Below are 18881 nucleotides of genomic sequence, written 5' to 3'. Positions count from 1 at the left end.
CGACCCGCGCCACCCGTAAGCGGTGGCGTTTTGGAGGAAGACAGAAATGCTCAAGAATCTCGATCCGGCCCTCAATGCGGACGTGCTGCACGCGCTTCGCTCAATGGGCCATGGCGATACGTTGGTGATCTCCGACACCAATTTCCCATCGGATGCGATCGCCCGCCAGACGACGCTCGGCAAATTGCTCCACATCGACAATGTTTCAGCCGCGCGCGCGGTGAAGGCCGTGCTTTCGGTTCTGCCGCTCGACACGCCGCTCCAGCCCTCGGCGGGGCGCATGGAGGTCATGGGCGCGCCCGACGAACTCCCGCCGGTGCAGCGCGAGGTCCAGGCCGAAATCGATCGCGCCGAGGGCAAGCCCGTCCCCATGTACGGCATCGAGCGCTTCGCCTTCTACGAGGAAGCGAAGAAGGCCTATTGCGTCATCACCACCGGCGAGACGCGCTTCTACGGCTGCTTCCTTTTCACCAAGGGTGTCATCCCGCCGGAATCAGCCTGAGAGATTGCGGTATGGCCGAGGTCAAGGTGAGGACGCGGGAAACGGGCGCCACCGCCGTCGTCGGCCGCACCGGCTTCCCGCAGGTCACGTCGCTCACCGGCGGCGAGCTCGACATCGTCACCGGCCCTTCTCAGCCGGGCTTCGGACCGCTCGATCTGCTCTATGCCTCGCTCGCGAGCTGCCTAGTCCTCAGCGCCCGGATCGCGGCGAGCCGCTTCGGCGTTCTCGACCGGTTGACAGAAGTTTCGGTCAAAGTAACCGGCGAGAAGGCGCATGACGAGCCGTCGCGCGTGGCGCGCTTCGATATCGCGTTCGTCATCAGGGGTGATTTCGACGACACCGTCCGCCACGCCATTGCCGAGGCGGCCGCGGAGGAAATCTGCACCGTAAGCAACACGTTGCGCAGCAGTCCGGATTTCATCAGCAGCGTTTCCGCCTAAGCAAATCATAAGGAACAGATCTCGAATGTCGCGTCCTGCCTTTCACTTCAATTCCATCATCGTGCGTTCGCCCTCGCGGTCCGTCGTCGATGGCCTTCGGGCCGAGGATCGCGGCAGCCCGACCTATGAAGGGGTCAAGGCCGAGCACGACGCCTATGTCGAGGCGATGCGTGAGGCCGGCGTGATGGTCGCGGTGTTGCCGGCGCTCGAGGCCTTTCCGGACTCGATCTTCGTGGAGGATCCTGCGCTCGTCTTCACTGAAGGCGCGATCCTGCTGCGCCCGGGTGCGGCCACGCGCGTCAAGGAAGCAGAGGAAATCGCGCCGACGCTCCACGATATGTTCGAAACCGTCCTTGAGCTGCCGGCCGGCTATGCCGATGGTGGCGATGTGCTGACGACCCGGGAACGCGTCATGATCGGGCTTTCCGCGCGCACCGACAGGGCGGGCGCCGAAGCGCTGCGGGGATGTCTGGCGAAGCTTGGCCGCAGGAGCGAGATCGTTGCCACACCGGAAGGCGTGCTCCACTTCAAGACCGATTGCTCGCTGCTCGACGACGAGACGATCCTTTCCACCAATCGGCTGGCGCGTTCCGGCGTCTTTGAAAACTTCAGGCAGATGATCATTCCCGAAGGCGAGGAGCCGGCCGCCAACGCCCTTCGCGTCAACGACGTCGTCATGGTCGGTTCCGATTTTCCGCGCACGATCGAGATGCTCGACAAGGCCGGCTACAAGGTCGTGCCACTGAAGACCACGGAAATCGGCAAGATCGATGCGGGCCTCTCCTGTATGTCGCTGAGATGGTTCAGCTGCGGAAAAGATGAGTGATCCTGAGCCCCAGAGGCAACGGACGATACCGGAGCGTCGCAGGCGCGCGACCTGCCCTACTTAATTGTTCGGGTGTGTCCAATCTGCTATCATTTTAGTTTCGGCTAATACGGCTTGGCACAGCCGAAGGCCGACACAATGACAACGATGAACGCGATCCGGGAGAACGGCCATGAAACGGCTTCTAACGGCCGCTGCCCTATTGGCGGCGAGCAGTTTGGTTGCAGTGCAGGGCGCAGCCGCCGACGACGCTGCACTGATCAAAAGCGCTGAATCCGCTGCGCCCGCCGGGGTAGCAAGCGGTGCTGCGATCCACGCTATGGACGAGAAGGGCAACATGCGCACGTTGAGGGAGGGCACCAATGGCTTCTGGTGCATGCCGGACGTTCCGGCCACGCCCGGCCCGGATCCGATGTGTGGCGATGCCAATGCGATGGAATGGGCGACGGCATGGATCCAAAAGAAGGAGCCGCCCAAAGGCAAGGTGGGCTTCATCTATATGCTGGCCGGCGGCTCCGACGCTAGCAATACCGATCCTTACGCGACTAAACCCGAAGAAGGTAACAACTGGGTGGAAACCGGTCCCCATGTCATGATCGTCAATGCGATGGAGATGATGCAAGGCTATCCGACGGACGCCAAGCCCGATACATCCCGGCCGTATGTGATGTGGGCAGGCACTCCCTACGCCCACCTTATGATACCGGTGAAATAGCGACAGCGAAGTAGCCGCGGGCGCGAACGGTTGTTTGCGCCCGCAATTCGCACCTAAGTGCCGGGCTGATCATCGGAGGCGTTTTGGCAGCATCGCTGCGGGACACTACATCGCCGGCGACATGTCCCCAAACACGGTCGGTATCAGTTCCGATACCGTCGGGTGGATATGCACGGCCCGCGAGATCGTCGTGTAGGGCTTCTTCGCATACATGACGTCGAGGATGCTCTGGATCGCCTCGTCGCCCCCCGTTCCGAGAATCGACGCGCCGAGGATCTCCTTCGTGTCCGCATCGACGATCACCTTCATGAAGCCCTGCGTCTCGCCCTTCTCGACCGCGCGCCCGACCCGCGTCATCGGACGGGTGCCGATCAGGAGCTTGCGCCCGCTCTTGCGCGCCTCGGTCTCGGTCATGCCGGCGCGGCCGAGCGGCGGATCGATATAAAGTGCATAGGTCTGGATGCGATCGCTCACCCGGCGCGGGTCGTTGTCGATCAGGTTCGCGGCGGCGATCTCGAAGTCGTTGTAGGATGTGTGGGTGAAGGCGCCGCGGCCGTTGCATTCGCCCATCGCGCAGATATGCGGCACGTTGGTGCGCAGGAAGTCGTCGACCTCGATATAGCCGCGCGCGTCGGTCTTCACGCCCGCTTTGTCGAGACCGAGATCGTCCGTATTCGGACGGCGGCCGGTGGCAAGCAGTACATCGGAGCCGATGACCTCGGGCGCTCCTGACGTGCAATCGACACCGGCGGCCACGCCGTCCGGATGCTTGGCGAAGCGGATGCATTCGGCGTTGAGGCGAATATGAACTCCCTCTTTTTCGAGTATGGCGCGGATTGCATCGGAGACATCCGGATCTTCGCGTGCGATCAGCCGTGGTCCCTTTTCGATCACCGTGACCTCGGAGCCGAAGCGGCGGAACATCTGGGCAAATTCGAGCCCGATATAGCTGCCGCCGATGATCACCAGATGGCCGGGCAGATGGTTGAGCTCCATGATCGAGCTGTTGGTGAGAAAGGAAACCTCGTCGACACCGGCAAAATCCGGGACAGCGGCGCGCGCGCCCACGTTGAGAAAAACCTGTTCGCTGGAGATCAGCTCTTCGCCGACGCGGATTTCCGTCGGGCTTTCGAAGCGCGCATGACCTTCCAGCACCGTACAGTTGTTCATGTTCTTCAGCCAGCTCTCGACCCCCGCACGGGCATCGAGCCGGACCTTCTCCTTTCGCGCCATGACGCGAGCGAAATCGACCGAGATGGGCCCGGTCGTCATGCCGTATTCGGCGCCGCGGCGCGCGGTGTGGATCGCGTAGGCGCTCGCGACCATCGCTTTCGTAGGCATGCAGCCCGTGTTGACGCAGGTTCCGCCGAAAAGCTTACGCTCGACGAGGGCGACGGTCCGGCCGACCTCCGTCAGCCGTCCTGCGAGTGACGGCCCGGCCTGGCCGGCGCCGATGATGATCGCGTCGAATTTCCTGCTCATGACGACACCACCCAAAGTGCGAGTAAGATGGCAACCAGATCCTCAAGGAGAGCGATCGGCAGATCCTTGCCGCCGATCATCGCAACCAGGCGTTTGCGAGCCTGGTAACCGCCGAGCGTGCCGATGACGGCACCGATGATGCCGGCCATCGCCCCGCCGAGCAATGAGCCGCCGACGGTGCCGATCACCGCGCCACAGAAGCCACCACTGACGATGCGCGCGCCGAATTGCTGTGGAACCGTGCGGCTGGGTGTGCTCGGCAGCTGGTCCGTGACGTATTCCCCGAGTGCCAGCAGCCCGACGACATAAGGTGTATACCGGAACCCCATGAAGGAGGCCCAGCTATTGGTGACGGGCAGCCAGCCGGCTGCGGCGGCGATACTGACGGCGGCCGGCGCCGTCATGGCACGCAGACCCGCGACGACGCCGATCAGAAGCGCAAGAACATAGACGGACATCAAATCCCCCCGAGCAACTTTTTAGAGACTTGCGCGGGCGGCTGACGGAGAAATCGCCGTTGGCTTCTTCAGCCGCCTTGGATCATGCATGCATTTGCAAATTGGCGATCGATCTAAGTCCCGAGGACTTCGGCTGTGAAGGCATACCCGATCAGAGAGTGACCGACTTCGGAGTCGAATGCAACTGGCCGCACGCGGCTAGATCGGCGATACTGCCGAAGCTCAACCGCAGGTCCGCGAAGGTGCCAGTGCCCTGTCCTTTTGCGGAACCCTGACATATATGGGATTCTCTAGTCGGAGCCAGCGGAGAATCCGTGGCCAAGGGGAACAGACCTATCGAGGGAGACCAATCATGCGCCTGACCCTGATGAAGACATTTATCGGCACCGCTCTGGCCCTTGCACTCACCTCCGCGGTGGCCAAGGCCGACGTCGTGGTCTCCTCCAAGATCGACACGGAAGGCGGCGTCCTCGGCAACATCATTCTCGCCGTCTTGAATGCGAACAACATCAAGACCACCGATCGGGTACAACTTGGTGCGACCCCCGTGGTGCGCAAGGCGATCACCGCCGGCGAGATCGACATCTATCCGGAATATACCGGCAATGCCGCCTTCTTCTTCGAAAAGGCCGACGACCCGGCCTGGAAGGATGCGGCCAAGGCTTACGAGCAGGCGAAGAAACTGGACTACGAAGCCAACAAGATCGTCTGGCTGACGCCGTCGCCCGCCAACAATACGTGGGCGATCGCGCTGCGCAAGGATGTCGCCGAGAAGAACAACCTCAAGACGCTCTCGGACTTCGGCAAATATGTCTCCGGCGGCGGTCAGGTCGTGCTCGCAGCCTCGTCGGAATTCGTCAACTCCGCGGCAGCCTTGCCCGCCTTCCAGAAGGCCTATTCCTTCGAGCTGAAGCCGGAACAGCTCATCACGCTTTCCGGCGGCGATACCGCCGCGACGATCGCCGCTGCAGCCAACCAGACGAACGGCGCCAACGCCGCGATGGTGTACGGCACCGACGGCGGCATCGCGCCCTCCGGCCTCGTCGTTCTCGAGGACGACAAGAACGTACAGCCTGTCTACCAGCCGACGCCGATTATCCGCGAGGCGGCGCTCAAGGAAAACCCCGGGATCGAGAGCCTCTTGAAGCCCGTCTTCGAAAAGCTCGATCTGGTGACGCTGCAGGAGCTCAATGGGCGCGTGCAGGTCGGCGGAGAGCCAGCCAAGGCGGTAGCCGAGGATTTTTTGAAGAAAAATGGCTTTCTGAAGTAAGCCTGCGACAGGAGATGTTGCCCGGTCCGGATCGGGCAACGCCCCCGGAATAACGCGTCGAGCGGATCATTTCATGGCGATCGGTATCATCGGGGAAACGGAACGCAAGCCTCTCGCTTTCGATAAGCTCGGCGCGATTGTAGCAGCCCTTGCAGCCTATGGCGCCTTGCTTGCCCCCTTCGCAACGTTCAAGGCCAACCGCATCGTGCAGGGCGAAACCAGGGCGATTTGGGAGGCCTTGCCGCCGTTGCTCGGCTATGGGCTTATCGCCCTTGTAACAGTGGCGGCTGTCATTGCACTACTGAGGACGCCCTTGACGGTGCGAATGGCTTCGGCCTTCGCGGTTCTGGTCGCGCTGTGCTTTCTCGCCGGTGCTGCCGCCGACAATCTGACGCCGCCGGACAATGCCTATGCCCGCGTTTCTCCGGCCTCCGGCTTCTGGATTCTTCTCTTCGCCTTCGCGCTCCTTGTCGCCGATGCGCTGACGCGGCTCAATCCGGGACCGGTCGTCCGCCTTCTCTTCCTCGCCGGCGTACTGGCGCTCGTTGGCGGCATGCTCTTCGCCGGCGTGTGGGACGGGCTGTCGATGCTGAAGGAATATGCGAGCCGAGCCGACACGTTCTGGGCCGAGGCGGGCCGCCACCTGACGCTGGCGCTTGGGTCGCTCGCCGCGGCGACCGCCGTCGGCTTGCCACTCGGTATCCTCTGCCACCGGGTCGACCGTCTGCGGAATAGCGTGCTGGGCGTGCTCAACGCCGTTCAGACCATCCCGTCCATCGCGCTCTTCGGCATTCTGATCGCGCCGCTTGGATGGATTGCGGCGCATGTTCCCAGCGCAGCGGCGATTGGCATTCGTGGCATCGGCGTTGCGCCGGCCTTCGTCGCCCTCTTCCTCTATTCGTTGCTGCCGGTCGTCGCCAATACGGTCGTCGGCCTCGCAGGCGTGCCGCGCGCCGCCAACGATGCCGCGCGTGGCCTCGGTATGACCGACTGGCAGCGGCTTGCCACCATCGAATTCCCGCTGGCCTTTCCGGTCATCCTTACTGCAATTCGCATCGTGCTCGTCCAGAATATCGGCCTTGCGACCATCGCTGCCCTCATCGGCGGCGGCGGTTTCGGCGTCTTCGTCTTTCAGGGCATCGGTCAGACGGCCATGGATCTGGTGCTGCTCGGTGCGGTGCCGACCGTCGTCCTCGCCTTCGCCGCGGCTATCGTGCTCGATGCCCTAATCGAAATGGCCGCTTCCTCTCGCAGCCGGGGCAGAGCGGCATGATCGAATTCGACCACATCACCAAGCGCTACGACGACACGGAAGTGGTCAGCGACGTGTCGCTGACCGTCGAGCCCCACACGGTCGCCGTTGTGGTCGGCACGTCCGGCTCGGGCAAGACCACGCTTCTCAGAATGGTCAACCGCCTGGTGGAGCCCACCTCCGGCATGATCAGGATCGACGGCGAGGACAATCGGTCGGTGCCGGAATTCGAACTGCGCCGCCGCATCGGCTATGCGATCCAGGGACACGGGCTGTTCCCGCACCGGACGGTAGCGGAAAACATCGCCACCGTGCCGACGTTGCTCGGCTGGGAGAATGCGCGGATCACGGCGAAGGTCGAGCAACTCCTGACGCTGTTCCAGCTCGATCCCGACTTCTTCGGCGCGCGCTATCCGCATGAGCTTTCCGGCGGCCAGCAGCAACGGGTCGGCGTCGCGCGGGCGCTTGCGGCGGAGCCGAACCTGCTGCTGATGGACGAGCCCTTCGGCGCCCTCGACCCGATCATCCGCGCCAAGGCGCAGGACGATCTGCTCGCCATACAAAAGCACTTCGGCACGACCATCATCCTCGTCACCCACGACATGGAGGAGGCCTTCCGTCTCGCCGACAAGATCGCCGTCATGGACAAGGGCGAGGTGCTGCAATATGCGACGCCGGCCGAAATGCTGGTGCGGCCGGCCAACCCCTTCGTCGAGGCGTTGATCGGCAGCAGCGAAAGGCCGTTCCGTCTGCTTGCAATCGAAACCGCCGCCGATGCAATCGAGCCCGGCGGAGCCGAAGGTCAGCCGATACCGGCGACGCTCAGCCAGCGCGAGGCCCTATCCGAGCTCCTCTGGTCCGGACGCGCGGCCCTGCCGGTCGCCGCGGCGGATGGCGCCATCATCGGCAAAGTGAGCCTCGATGGCCTTGTCAAGCGCGCCGCGAGGCCCGAGTAGATGGCATCCCTGTCCAATCTGGTGCGCTTGTCGGTGCTGCTCCTGTTGTTGGTCTTCCTGCTGCAGCCCATCTGGTTCGAGCCGCTGCTGAAACCCTTGGTGCAGGCGAACGCGCCGGCGATCTACGATCAGGGCAGCCTGTTCTGGCTCACCGTCCTGCATCTTCGAACCGTTTTCATTGCGACGCTCGCGGCAACCGTCGTTGCCGTATCGCTCGCGATCCTCGTCACGCGCAAGGCCGGCGCCGAGTTCCTGCCGCTGTCGCGTAGTCTCGTCAATATCGGTCAGACCTTTCCGCCGGTGGCCGTTCTGGCGCTCGCGGTTCCGATCTTCGGTTTCGGCGAGAAGCCGACGCTGATCGCGCTCTTTCTCTACGGCCTGCTGCCGATCTTCGAGAATGCGCTGACGGGACTGACGACGCTACCTCCCGCGGTCATGGAGGCCGCACGCGGCGCGGGTATGACCGAACGCCAGCGGCTCTTCCGGATCGAGCTCCCGCTGGCGCTGCCGGTCATCCTCACGGGCATCCGCCTTTCCGTCGTGGTCAGCCTCGCCACCGCAACGATCGGCTCCACGGTCGCCGCCAAGACGCTTGGAGAGGTCATCATCGCCGGACTGCAGTCGAACAATCTCGCCTTCGTGCTCCAGGGCGGCCTCATCGTCGCCGTCCTCGCCGTCCTCATCCATGATGCGCTCCAGGGACTGGAGCGGACGCTCTCCGGACGTGCGCACGTCTGATATAGGGCGCTTCAGTTTCATCGGCCGCTGGACTTGTGCCTCGACGGACCGCCGTGCCGCTTTCCACCTCATGTGTAATGAATGCGGAGGTGGGGAGTAACGATCGCTGCCCTTGCATGAAAATGAATTTCACATTCTGCCCGATTGATTGGATTTCGGTTGACGCCTCGAAATTTCTACCCCAGTCTACGAAAATAAATTACGCCAAAAGGCAGGGAACAGCGAGAGCATGAAAGTCGGGATAATCGGACTCGGATTCCGCCTCGGGTATCTGGGCTATGTCTTCAAGGCGATCGACGAAGGCTTCGAGATCGCGGGTTATGTCGACCCGGCGCCCGCCGGCCTTTCAACACTCACGGACAAGGGCATCGCCGCCGGCAAGGCCTATGCCACGCCCGAGGAGCTGATCGCCAAGGAGAAGCTCGACCTCCTGATGATTGGTTCCCCGAACCACATGCATCTCGATCATATCCGCATCGGTCTCGAGGCGGGGCTCAAGATCTTCTGCGAGAAGCCGATCGTCAGCACGATCGAGCAGAGCCTGGAGCTTGCCGCGCTGCTGGCGAAACATGGCCACGATAGACTGATGGTCGGACTCGTGCTGCGCTACGCGCCGATGTACCGCGACCTTCGCGCCGCTCAAGCGGCGGGAACGCTCGGTGAGATCGTTTCGATCGAGGCGTCCGAGCACATCGAACCCTATCATGGCGCATTCTTCATGCGCGACTGGCGCCGCTACGGACGCTATGCCGGCAGCTTCATGCTCGAAAAATGCTGCCATGATCTCGACCTCTACAACGGAGTCGTGGGTGCCCGACCCGAGCGCGTGGCGAGTTTCGGCGGCCGCAAGAGCTTCGTTCCGACCAATGATCCGGCCCGCGAGGGCATTAACGACCTGCAACTCTTCCACCGCAAGCCGAGCGGCTGGAACGCCACGGACAAGGTTTTCGACAGCGACGGCGACATCATCGACTACCAGGTCGCAATCATCGAATATGCCAATGGCGTGGCGATGAACTTTCACACGAACCTCAACGTGCCGGACCAGTTCCGCCGCTTCTGCGTGATCGGCTCGCGCGGCATGGCGGAGGGCGATTTCATCCGCGGCAATCTCGACGTGCACGAAGTGCTTTCCGGCCGGAAAGTCGTCGAAAAGCGATACGCCAAGGAGACGGCGCTGTCGCAGCACTACGGCGCCGACGAGCAGATGGCGGCCGAGATCATCGCCCATGTCCGGGATGGCGGCCCGCTGCCGGTCTCGCCGCTCGATGCGCTCGAGGCCGGTATCCTGGCGCTCTCCATGGATGAGGCGCGGATGAAGAAGACGGTCGTCGATTTGAGGCCGCTCTGGGACCGCTTCGACGAAGCCCTGCACGGCCGTGCGGCTTGAAAGGGGCGGGGGGATGAGTGTTCGGCGCAGCACCGTCATCTTCGCCTGGCTTCTGCTTCTTCCGGCCGTCCTCTACGTCACCGTCATCGTCGCCTATCCTCTGGTCGACACGTTCATCCTCTCCTTCACCGACGCTTCGCTGAAGAAGACGACCAAATGGGTCGGCACCGCCAATTACGAGAAGATCTTCAACGGCACTTTCGCACAAGTGATCATCCGCACCTTCGTCTGGACTGCCTTTTCCGTGGCGATCAAAATGATCATCGGCACCTTCGGTGCGGTGATGCTGAACGCCGCCGTGCCGGGACGAGCGCTGTTCCGGGTGCTCACCATGCCGCCATGGATCGTGCCGATGGCGATCGGAATCTTCATGTGGGGCTGGATGTATAACGGCCAGTTCGGAATGATCTCCGGCATGCTGCAGAATTGGGGACTGGTGGATGGCCCGGTCGCCTTCCTGGCGCACGGCTCCACAGCCTTCTGGGCGACGATCATCACCGACGTCTGGATCGGCGTGCCGCTCGTGACGCTCTATTTGCTCGCTTCGATGCAGGCGATCCCACAGGACCTCTATGAGGCGGCCTGGACGGACGGAGCAGGGCGCTTCTACCGCTTCCGCCGCATCACCCTGCCGCTGCTCGTTCCAGCGATGATCACCATGTCGATGCTGTCGTTGATCGCGACCTTCAACTCCTTCGACATCATCTGGATCCTGACCCAAGGCGGGCCCAACGGCGACACGACGACGATGATCATCGACACCTACCGCACCGCGATCGGCTCGAAAAAATACGGGGAAGGGGCGGCGCGTGCCGTCTTGATCTGCCTCTTCCTGTCGATCTTCTGCATCGTCTATTTCCGCGTCACCCATCGTCTCGCCTCGGGAGAGAGCCGATGAGCCAGCCGGCCATGATCAACCGCTATCGCTGGTACGAACTCGTCGGCATCTACGCGGGCATCTTTGTCTTCCTGGCCTTCATTCTCGCGCCGTTCGTCGAAGGCTTCCTGGTGTCGCTGAAGCCGCTCGGGCTTCTGTTTTCCTCGCCTTACCGCTTCTGGCCCGAGAACGGTTCCTTCGAGGCCTATCGTACGATGTGGGTGAGCGTGCCGGGTTTCGCACGCTACATCTTCAATTCCTTCTTCATCTCCACCATCGTCACGGCGGTCGTCCTCGTGCTCGTGGTGCCGTCTGCCTACGCCTTTGCCCGTTTCAACTTCCGCGGCAGCGGTGCGCTGCTTGCGGCTTTCCTTGCAGTCAACATGTTTTCAGGCGCGGTGCTGCTCATCCCGCTCTTCAGGCTGATGCGCAGTTTCGGCGTACTCAACACCTATTTCGCGATGATCGTGCCGGGCGTCGCCTTCCTCATCCCGTCGGGCATCTGGCTGCTGCGCACCTACATGATGCGCATTCCGCGCGAGCTCGACGAGGCGGCCTTCGTCGACGGCGCAAGCCATTTCTACACGCTTCGCCGTGTCATCCTGCCGATCGCCATGCCCGGCATCACGGTGGTCGCGATAACCACCTTTATCGGCTCCTATGCCCAGCAATTCATCTTTGCGCTGACCTTCAACTCGAAATCCGAATACATGCCCCTGCCGATCGGCCTCTATGCCTATTTCGGCCGGCAGGAAGTGGTCTGGAACGAGCTCATGGCGGCAAGTTTCGTCGGCATCGCGCCGGCCGTCGTCCTCATCTTCCTGATGCAACGCTATCTCGTCGCGGGCCTGACCGCCGGCGCCGTGAAACAGTAACCGCAACAACGAGCTTCACAAGCGAGGGGAATACCATGAGAAAGCATGCCTCATTGATTGCCGGGACTTTCGCGCTTCTCGCCACCACGGCGCTGCCGGCGCTGGCCGATACCGAGATCACCTTTCTCGCCTGCGGCGACAAGATGCAGCCGGCACACGCCGAGTTCATCAAGAAATGGGAGGAGGCCAATCCCGGCTATAAGATTGCCGCGGAAGTGGTCGGCTGGGGCCAGTGCCAGGACAAGGTGACGACGCTTGCTGCCTCCGGCACGCCCGTGGCGCTCGCCTATGTCGGCTCGCGCACGCTCAAGGAATTCGCACAGAATGAGCTTATCGTCCCGATCCCGTTTACGGACGAAGAGAAGGCCTCCTATTACCCCTACATCATGGACACGGTGACGACCGACGGCAAGCAATGGGGCGTTCCGGTCGCCTTCTCCACCAAGTCGCTCTTCTGGAATAAGGAACTGTTTAAGCAGGCCGGCCTTGATCCGGAGAAGCCGCCGAAGACCTGGGCGGAAGAGCTCGAATACGCCAAGACGATCAAGGAGAGGACAGGCATCGCCGGATTTGGCGTTGTAGCCAAGACCTTCGACAACACCATGCACCAGTTCCTGCACTGGGTTTACACCAATAACGGCTCGGTGATCGACGCCGACGGCAATATCACGCTCGACAGCAAGGAGAACCTCGAAGCACTGACGGCGCTGAAGGACATCGTCCCCTATGCCGAAGAAGGCCCGACCTCCTATGAGCAGAACGAGGTGCGCGCGATCTTCCTCGACGGCAAGCTCGGCATGATCCATGCATCCGTCGGCGCGGTGAACCGTTTGAAGGAAACGAAGATCGACTGGGGCGTAGCGCCGTTGCCGCTCGGGCCGAGCGCCAAGGGTCCGGGCACGCTCTTGATCACCGACAGCCTTGCAGTCTTCAGCGGCACGGGCGTCGAGGAAAAGGCGATCGAGTTCGCCAAGTTCCTGACCAATCCCGAAAACCAGCCGATCTATGAAGCGCAGGAAGGCCTGACGCCGCTGCGTCCGGGCAAGGCCGTGGACGAGATGGTCGCCGCCAATCCCTACTGGAAGCCGTTCATCGATGGCATCTCCTTCGGCGGGCCGGAGCCGCTCTTTACCGACTACAAGGGCTTGCAGAACACGATGATCGAAATGGTCCAGTCGGTCGTCACCGGCAAGGCGGAGCCCGCCGATGCGCTGAAGAAGGCGGCCGGCGAGCTCGAACAGTACAAATAACGCCTATCGGGGCCGCGGGCTTCGGAGTCCGCGGCCTCCGCTTGTTGCGCACGTGCCGCCTCACGCGCAGGCGGTTGGAGACAGATTCTTGGGACAGCTCAAACTCAATAAGGTTCAGAAGTTCTACGGCACGTTCGAGGTGCTGAAGAGCGTCGAGCTCGAAGTCAGGAACGGCGAATTCGTGGTCTTCGTCGGCCCTTCCGGCTGCGGCAAGTCCACCCTGCTCAGAATGATCGCGGGCCTTGACGAGACGACGGCGGGCGACATCGTCATCGACGGCAAGCGGGTGAACGACCTGCCACCAGTCAAGCGCGGCATCGCCATGGTCTTCCAGTCCTATGCGCTTTATCCGCATATGACCGTGTTCGAGAACATCGCCTTTCCGCTGCGCGTCGAGAAGATGCCGGAGGAGAAGCTCAAGGCCAAGGTCGAGCATGCCGCGCGCATCCTTCATCTCGATCAGCGCTTGCAGCAGAAGCCGGGCATGCTTTCCGGCGGCCAGCGGCAGCGCGTGGCGATCGGCCGGGCGATCGTGCGCGAGCCGAAGATATTCCTCTTCGACGAGCCGCTCTCGAACCTCGACGCGGCGCTGCGCGCCGACATGCGCATCGAGCTTGCGAAACTGCATCGGCAATTGAAGGCGACGATGATCTACGTCACGCACGACCAGGTCGAGGCGATGACGATGGCGGACCGGATCGTCGTGCTGAATGCCGGAGAGATCGCACAGACCGGTGCGCCGCTCGAGCTTTACCATAAGCCGGCCAATATGTTCGTCGCCGGCTTCATCGGCCATCCGAAGATGAACTTCCTGCCGGTGACCTGCACGGGTGCGAGCGACGCGGGCGTCGAGATCGACTATCGGGGCCAGACCGCCCTTGTTCCGGTCGTGCCTCGTGGCGGCATGGTCGGTCGCACGCTGACCCTCGGCGTCCGGCCGGAACATATCCAGACCGGAGCGGCGGACCTGACGCTCACGGTCACGCCTTCGGTGATCGAGCGCCTCGGCGCGCACACTGTCGCCTATGCCTCGCTTGGCGGGGAAGGCGAGAACTATTGCGCCATGCTGCCGGGAAACATCTCCATCCGGGCGGACGAACAGGTCAGGACCGGCATCCGCGCCGCCGATTGCCACCTCTTCGACGAGAACGGCATCGCCTTCGAGCGCCGGGTGGAGATGACGGACATCGACATGAGCCTGTTCGATCCGGCAGTGGCTTGAACGTGGGAACGATGATCAGGCTGCTCGGCGCCGACGATGTCGACTCCTTCCGGCGTATTCGGCTCGAAGCGTTGCGCACGGAGCCCGCTTCCTTTGCGAGCAGCGCCGAAGATTGGGAAAATTTCTCGGACGATGAGTGGCGTCGCCGATTGCTCGGCGATCCGGTCTTCGTTGCCTTTGAGGACGATGTCCCAATCGGGATCATGGGGCTGATGCGCCAGCGGGCCAGCAAGATGGCGCATCGCGCAACGCTGATCATGGTCTATGTGCGGCGGGAAACGCGCGGGACCGGCCTAGCAAAGCGACTTTTGGAGGCCGTTACGGAATATGCACGAGGCATGGGTATTCGCCAACTGGAGCTCGCAGCCAGCGCGGAGAACTCCACAGCGATCCGGTTCTACGAGCGAGAGGGCTTCACCCACATCGGCCGCGTTCCGGGCGGCTGCCTCCGTAACGGCCGCGAAATCGACGACTTACTCATGGCGAAACGCATCGTCGACTGACTGCTTGACATGGTCGCCCCTTCATCCGCCCTGCCCGCCACCTGCTCCCGCAGGCGGGCGCAACGTTTCTTCGCCAGCGAGGGTCAGGCGGCTCCCCGTTCCGGCCCATGCGGGTCGGCGACCATCGGCCAGATGTCGCGTTTTGCACGCCGGTAGGGCGTCTTCGCCGGGTCGTTGGGGTAGGGGGTTCCCGCCGAACAATAGATGATCTCGGCGGCGATTTTCGAGAACGAGGCGAAGAAGTGGTTCGTGGATTTGATCACAAGGATCTTCTTCGACGTCGGATCGATCCCCATGACCGAGAAAAGGCTCGGGTCGAAGCTCTGCGCGCGTGTCGAGTTCAGGATGATGTCGATGCCGCGAAATTCGATATGCGTGGCATCGCCGAAAGGAGCGAAGCTCTCTCCAAAGCGCATCTCGGCGTTGCGCTCGAGCTTGACGACCTTGACGATGCCATCGATTGGCCTGCCCGTGCCAGGTGCCGATTTCGCGCCAAAGCGCAGGGGGATCTCGGCGCCCTCTCCGGCGGCCATGCAGATCCGCACGGCCATCGGGTCCCAGATGGTGCCGATCGCCGCATCGGTGACGTTGTTCGCGAGCAGTTCTTCCAGCACGACAGTGGCGTCGCCCGCCGTACCGCCGCCGGGATTGTCCCACATGTCGGCGATCACCACCGGGCCGGCCGGCGCGGCCATCGCTTGCGTCACGGCCTGACGCTCGTCGATTTCCGGCATGCGATAGGTGCCGCGACCGGCGAAAAGCTCGAGCCCGAGTTCCCGGGCAAGCGCGTCGCCCTTTGCGCTATTGCCGTTGGTCACGGCCAGCATCTTGGTGCCCATTTCGGGTACATCGCCGGCCATGAAGCCATGCACGACCGATAGCGACAGCACATCGGCATCGTCCCGCTCGATCCGCATGAGCTTGTCGACGAAGCTACGCATCGGCTCGCGCGAAGTGGGGAACACGTCGATCATGCGGCAGTCGAAGATCGACATGACCGGGGCGACGCGCCCTTCGAGCGTATCGACGGCGATCCGCCAGAGGTCTTCGGCACGGTCGACGAAGTCCGTGTGGGGAAACTCCTTGAAGAAGACGAAGAAGTCGGCGGCCGCGACCCGCTTCTCCGTGAGGTGGCTATGCGGATCGAGTTCGGCGCAGACGAGCACGTCCGGCCCGACGATTTCGCGCACGCGCTGAAGCAGGTCGCCCTCGGTATCCTCATAGCCGTCGGCGACCATCGCGCCGTGCAGGCCGAGAACGACGGCATTGACGGGCAGGGCGGCGCGCAGTTGGGCGATGATCTCGTCGCGCAGATCCTCGTAGGTCTGCCGGTTGACGAGCCCCGCCGGGTCCGCCCAGGCGGCCGTACCCTCGATCAATTGCCAACCCTTCTCCGCCGCTATGCGCCGGCCGACGGTGATCGGCGCGGTGCAAAGCGTCGGCGTTTCCGGATGCTCGCCGGGCAGGGCGTAAAGCGATGCTTCGAAGGCGCGCCGGTCGATGCAGATCGGTGAGAAGGTATTCGTCTCGGTCGCGAGCGCCGCTGTGAAGATGCGCAATGCCGTTGCCTTTTCCTTCACCTCAGTCGGACCCCATCGGGTTGGGAAGGTAGCCGGTGAAGCCGCAGATTTTCCAACGGCCCCCATGCAGGCGGCAATAATAGACCGTCTGCCACTTCAAGACATCGAAGCTGCCGTCCAATTTCGTCAAGCGTCCGTCGAACTTCTTGCGCGCGAGCGCGAACTCCGCGTTGATCTCGATGTCCTCTAGCGTGGTTGTCGCGAAGATTGCAGCCCGCGGATCCTCGGCAAAGGATTGTTCGGCGAAATCCCGTGCCTGGCGCAGCCACTCATCCCGGTAGGCGGCAAGAGATGGAAAGGTGAGCCGCCATTTATCCGGATTTGTTTCGCGCCTTCCGTCTATACCGATGAAGCCTTCCTCGACGAAATCGTCCGCCACCATCGACCAATCGGCGGCGAGGAACGCATCGATATCGCGGCTCACCAGCATCTCCCAGATGGAGCACCGGGCAATGTCGGTTTCGGGAAACGGATTCTGGAAGAGATTCCGCATGTGTTTCGCCCCGGATTGAAATTCTTTTCATAAATCAGCATTTTCTCTGGTCAAATTCCGTATTCTATGGTCACTTGTCAACGGAAGAAGAAAATAATTTGCAAGAGGCGAGTTCCGTGTCGATCAAGCACTATGGCGGCGAACAGGCCGGTGCGGGAGGAAGTTCACTGCCTTTCGCGCGCGCCGTCGAGGCGGACGGCTGGCTCTACGTCTCGGGCCAAGTCGCTATGGAGAATGGCGAAATCATCGACGGCAACATCGTCGCGCAGGCGCATAAGGCGATCGGCAGTCTGCTCACTATTTTGAATGAGGAAGATTACGGTGCCGAGCACGAGATCGATTGCGTCGCCTATAAGCCGAAGGACGCCTGAGAGGAAGGGGGCGCCGTTCGATGGACATTTTCGCGACACTGCAGGAGGAAAAGGGGCGGCTCTCCCAGTCGGAAAACCGCATTGCCGACATCCTGCTCAATGATTTCGAGTTCGCCGTGAACGCGTCGATCATCGAGCTCGCGGGCAAGGCCGATGTTTCGCCGCCGACGGTCACGCGCTTTTGCCGGCGGCTCGGCTGCGAAAGCTTTTCCGACTTCAAGGTGCAACTGGCGCGCACCCCCTATATCGGCATGCGCTATCTGAAGCCGGAGCCGAAGAGCCAGGAGCCGGCCGATGTGGCGCAGGACATCATCACCAAGGCACAGAATGCGCTATTCCTGCTGCACCGCTCGCTCGATCTCGCCGCGATAGAGCAAGCCGCCGATCGGCTGGCTAAGGCGGAAATGATCTATGCCTTCGGCTCGGGCGGCAATTCCTCGATGATCGCCGGCGAATTGCAGAACCGCCTGTTCCGTCTGGGGCTGCGCATCACCTCGAGCTCCGACCACAGCATGCAATTGATGATGGCGGCGGCGGCGCGCCCCGCCGATGTCATCGTCGGCTCGTCCTTTTCGGGGCGCAATACGGAGCTGGTGCGTGCCTTCACACTCGCGCGCGACGCCAAGGTTCCGACGATCGCACTTACCCAGAGCGGCAGTCCGGTTGCTGAAGCCGCGGATATCGCCGTCCCGATCGACCTGCCGGAAGGGCACAACATCTATCGTCCGACCTCCACCCGCATCGCCTATGTCGCGCTGCTCGATATCGTCGCGAGCCTCGTCGCCTACCGCGTTCAGCCGCAGGCCACGGCGACGCTCAGGCGCATCAAGCAGCAACTCGTCGTGCACAGGGATGGAGACGACCGCCAACTTCTCGGAGATTAATGTGCCGCAGGAAACGCCTATGCCGAAATCCGTCGCGATCGTCACCGGAGCAGCCGGCGATATCGGCCGCGCGATCACCAGGCGGCTCGCTGACGGACATGACGTGGTGCTGCTCGCCGATATCGACGGCGATGCTGCCGAGAGAGCGGCGCACGATCTCGGCGCCGAGGAGCATTTCGTCGCCGTCTCCTGTGACGTGACGGATGCCCCAAGCGTGGCGGCGATGGCAGCCAAAGCCAGGTCGCTCGGCACGGTGCGCACGCTCGTCAACAATGCCGGCGCGGCGCGTGCAGTCAGCCTGCATGACACCACGCAGGCGATCTGGCGCATGGACAACGCCCTCAATCTCGAAGCCGCCTTCCTTTGCTTCCGCGCGGTCGAGGAGATGCTGAAGGAGAGCCAAGGCTCGGTCGTCAACGTCGCTTCGGTCAACGGCATGAACGTGTTTGGCCATCCGGCCTACAGCGCCGCCAAGGCGGGCCTTCTGCACCTGACGCGGCTGATCGCCGTCGAATACGGCAAGTTCGGCATCCGCGCGAATGCGGTCGCACCGGGCACGGTGCGCACGAAAGCCTGGGAGGCGCGTGCGGCGGCCAATCCGCAAGTCTTGGAAGAGGCGAAGCGCTGGTATCCGCTTGAGCGCATCGTCGATCCCGATGATGTCGCTGAGGCCGTTCGCTTCCTTGCGAGCCCCTTGGCGAAAGCCATCTCCGGCGTCTGCCTGCCGGTCGACTGCGGCCTCACCGCTGGCCAAGCCGAGGTAGCGCGTACGTTCTCGCAATCCAACCACTACTGAT

The 18881-nt window shown here is 62.6% G+C and carries 21 protein-coding genes; 17 read left to right on the top strand and 4 right to left on the bottom strand.

What is annotated here, in order from left to right; translation table 11 throughout:
• Positions 1–46: 46 nt before the first annotated feature.
• From M728_RS21595 to M728_RS21580, 4 genes are all read left to right on the top strand, one after another.
• Entirely contained in the window at positions 47–502 is a 456-nt protein-coding gene (locus M728_RS21595) for an RbsD/FucU family protein (RefSeq protein ID WP_026619703.1), read from the top strand.
• An 11-nt stretch (positions 503–513) separates the two neighbouring features.
• Positions 514–942: an OsmC family protein gene (locus M728_RS21590; RefSeq protein ID WP_026619704.1), complete on the top strand. Its 429-nt coding sequence runs from the start codon at positions 514–516 to the stop codon at positions 940–942.
• A gap of 25 nt (positions 943–967) precedes the next feature.
• Complete coding sequence (locus M728_RS21585; protein WP_026619705.1) at positions 968–1768, top strand: dimethylarginine dimethylaminohydrolase family protein; 801 nt, start codon at positions 968–970, stop codon at positions 1766–1768.
• A gap of 172 nt (positions 1769–1940) precedes the next feature.
• Positions 1941–2483, top strand: coding sequence for a hypothetical protein (locus M728_RS21580; protein WP_026619706.1), 543 nt, complete (start codon positions 1941–1943; stop codon positions 2481–2483).
• A 105-nt stretch (positions 2484–2588) separates the two neighbouring features.
• On the opposite strand, the gene M728_RS21575 is transcribed toward M728_RS21580, so the two are convergent.
• Both M728_RS21575 and M728_RS21570 read right to left on the bottom strand, forming a co-directional pair.
• Positions 2589–3965: an FAD-containing oxidoreductase gene (locus tag M728_RS21575; RefSeq protein WP_026619707.1), complete on the bottom strand. Its 1377-nt coding sequence runs from the start codon at positions 3963–3965 to the stop codon at positions 2589–2591.
• Entirely contained in the window at positions 3962–4423 is a 462-nt protein-coding gene (locus M728_RS21570; protein WP_026619708.1) for a membrane protein, read from the bottom strand. Before M728_RS21570 ends, M728_RS21575 begins: the two co-directional genes overlap by 4 nt.
• Positions 4424–4775: 352 nt before the next feature.
• Between M728_RS21570 and M728_RS21565 the strand changes: the two genes are divergently transcribed.
• The 10 genes from M728_RS21565 to M728_RS21520 all read left to right on the top strand — a co-directional run bounded on the left by M728_RS21565 (position 4776) and on the right by M728_RS21520 (position 14756).
• Entirely contained in the window at positions 4776–5693 is a 918-nt protein-coding gene (locus M728_RS21565; protein ID WP_026619709.1) for an ABC transporter substrate-binding protein, read from the top strand.
• Positions 5694–5766: 73 nt separating this feature from the next.
• The gene (locus tag M728_RS21560; protein ID WP_026619710.1) at positions 5767–6966 is read left to right on the top strand and encodes an ABC transporter permease; all 1200 of its coding nucleotides are present in this window, start codon (positions 5767–5769) and stop codon (positions 6964–6966) included.
• A complete protein-coding gene (locus tag M728_RS21555; protein ID WP_026619711.1) occupies positions 6963–7901 on the top strand; it encodes an ABC transporter ATP-binding protein in 939 nt (312 codons plus the stop codon). Before M728_RS21560 ends, M728_RS21555 begins: the two co-directional genes overlap by 4 nt.
• Positions 7902–8639: an ABC transporter permease gene (locus M728_RS21550; protein ID WP_026619712.1), complete on the top strand. Its 738-nt coding sequence runs from the start codon at positions 7902–7904 to the stop codon at positions 8637–8639.
• A gap of 229 nt (positions 8640–8868) precedes the next feature.
• On the top strand, positions 8869–10029 hold the full coding sequence (locus M728_RS21545) for a Gfo/Idh/MocA family protein (protein WP_026619713.1): 1161 nt from the start codon (positions 8869–8871) through the stop codon (positions 10027–10029).
• 13 nt (positions 10030–10042) lie between these two features.
• Positions 10043–10927 carry a carbohydrate ABC transporter permease gene (locus M728_RS21540; RefSeq protein WP_026619714.1) on the top strand — a complete coding sequence of 295 codons (885 nt, stop codon included), beginning with the start codon at positions 10043–10045 and terminating at the stop codon, positions 10925–10927.
• Entirely contained in the window at positions 10924–11781 is an 858-nt protein-coding gene (locus tag M728_RS21535) for a carbohydrate ABC transporter permease (RefSeq protein WP_026619715.1), read from the top strand. Before M728_RS21540 ends, M728_RS21535 begins: the two co-directional genes overlap by 4 nt.
• Before the next feature lie 35 nt (positions 11782–11816).
• Entirely contained in the window at positions 11817–13031 is a 1215-nt protein-coding gene (locus M728_RS21530) for an ABC transporter substrate-binding protein (RefSeq protein ID WP_051440845.1), read from the top strand.
• Between the two features lie 88 nt (positions 13032–13119).
• Positions 13120–14253, top strand: coding sequence for an ABC transporter ATP-binding protein (locus M728_RS21525; protein WP_026619717.1), 1134 nt, complete (start codon positions 13120–13122; stop codon positions 14251–14253).
• 2 nt (positions 14254–14255) lie between these two features.
• Complete coding sequence (locus M728_RS21520) at positions 14256–14756, top strand: GNAT family N-acetyltransferase (RefSeq protein ID WP_156943370.1); 501 nt, start codon at positions 14256–14258, stop codon at positions 14754–14756.
• An 83-nt stretch (positions 14757–14839) separates the two neighbouring features.
• Here the strand turns inward: M728_RS21520 and M728_RS21515 are convergent, their stop codons facing one another.
• Complete coding sequence (locus M728_RS21515; protein WP_026619719.1) at positions 14840–16315, bottom strand: M81 family metallopeptidase; 1476 nt, start codon at positions 16313–16315, stop codon at positions 14840–14842.
• A gap of 22 nt (positions 16316–16337) precedes the next feature.
• Positions 16338–16829: a hypothetical protein gene (locus M728_RS21510; protein ID WP_026619720.1), complete on the bottom strand. Its 492-nt coding sequence runs from the start codon at positions 16827–16829 to the stop codon at positions 16338–16340.
• 116 nt (positions 16830–16945) lie between these two features.
• Here M728_RS21510 and M728_RS21505 point away from each other — a divergent pair, with 116 nt between their 5' ends.
• Genes M728_RS21505 through M728_RS21495 form a run of 3 tightly spaced genes read left to right on the top strand, consistent with a single transcriptional unit; the run spans position 16946 to position 18880 of the window.
• Positions 16946–17200, top strand: coding sequence for a RidA family protein (locus tag M728_RS21505; protein ID WP_084044374.1), 255 nt, complete (start codon positions 16946–16948; stop codon positions 17198–17200).
• 20 nt (positions 17201–17220) lie between these two features.
• Positions 17221–18084, top strand: a complete 864-nt coding sequence (locus tag M728_RS21500; RefSeq protein WP_026619721.1) for a MurR/RpiR family transcriptional regulator — start codon at positions 17221–17223, stop codon at positions 18082–18084.
• Positions 18085–18103: 19 nt separating this feature from the next.
• Entirely contained in the window at positions 18104–18880 is a 777-nt protein-coding gene (locus M728_RS21495; protein WP_026619722.1) for an SDR family oxidoreductase, read from the top strand.
• The last annotated feature ends 1 nt before the right edge of the window (position 18881 follow it).

The organism is Ensifer sp. WSM1721 (genome assembly GCF_000513895.2).
Classification (GTDB): domain Bacteria; phylum Pseudomonadota; class Alphaproteobacteria; order Rhizobiales; family Rhizobiaceae; genus Sinorhizobium.
The sequence above is the reverse complement of the archived record's forward strand: the minus strand, read 5'-3'. Positions and strand labels throughout refer to the sequence as shown.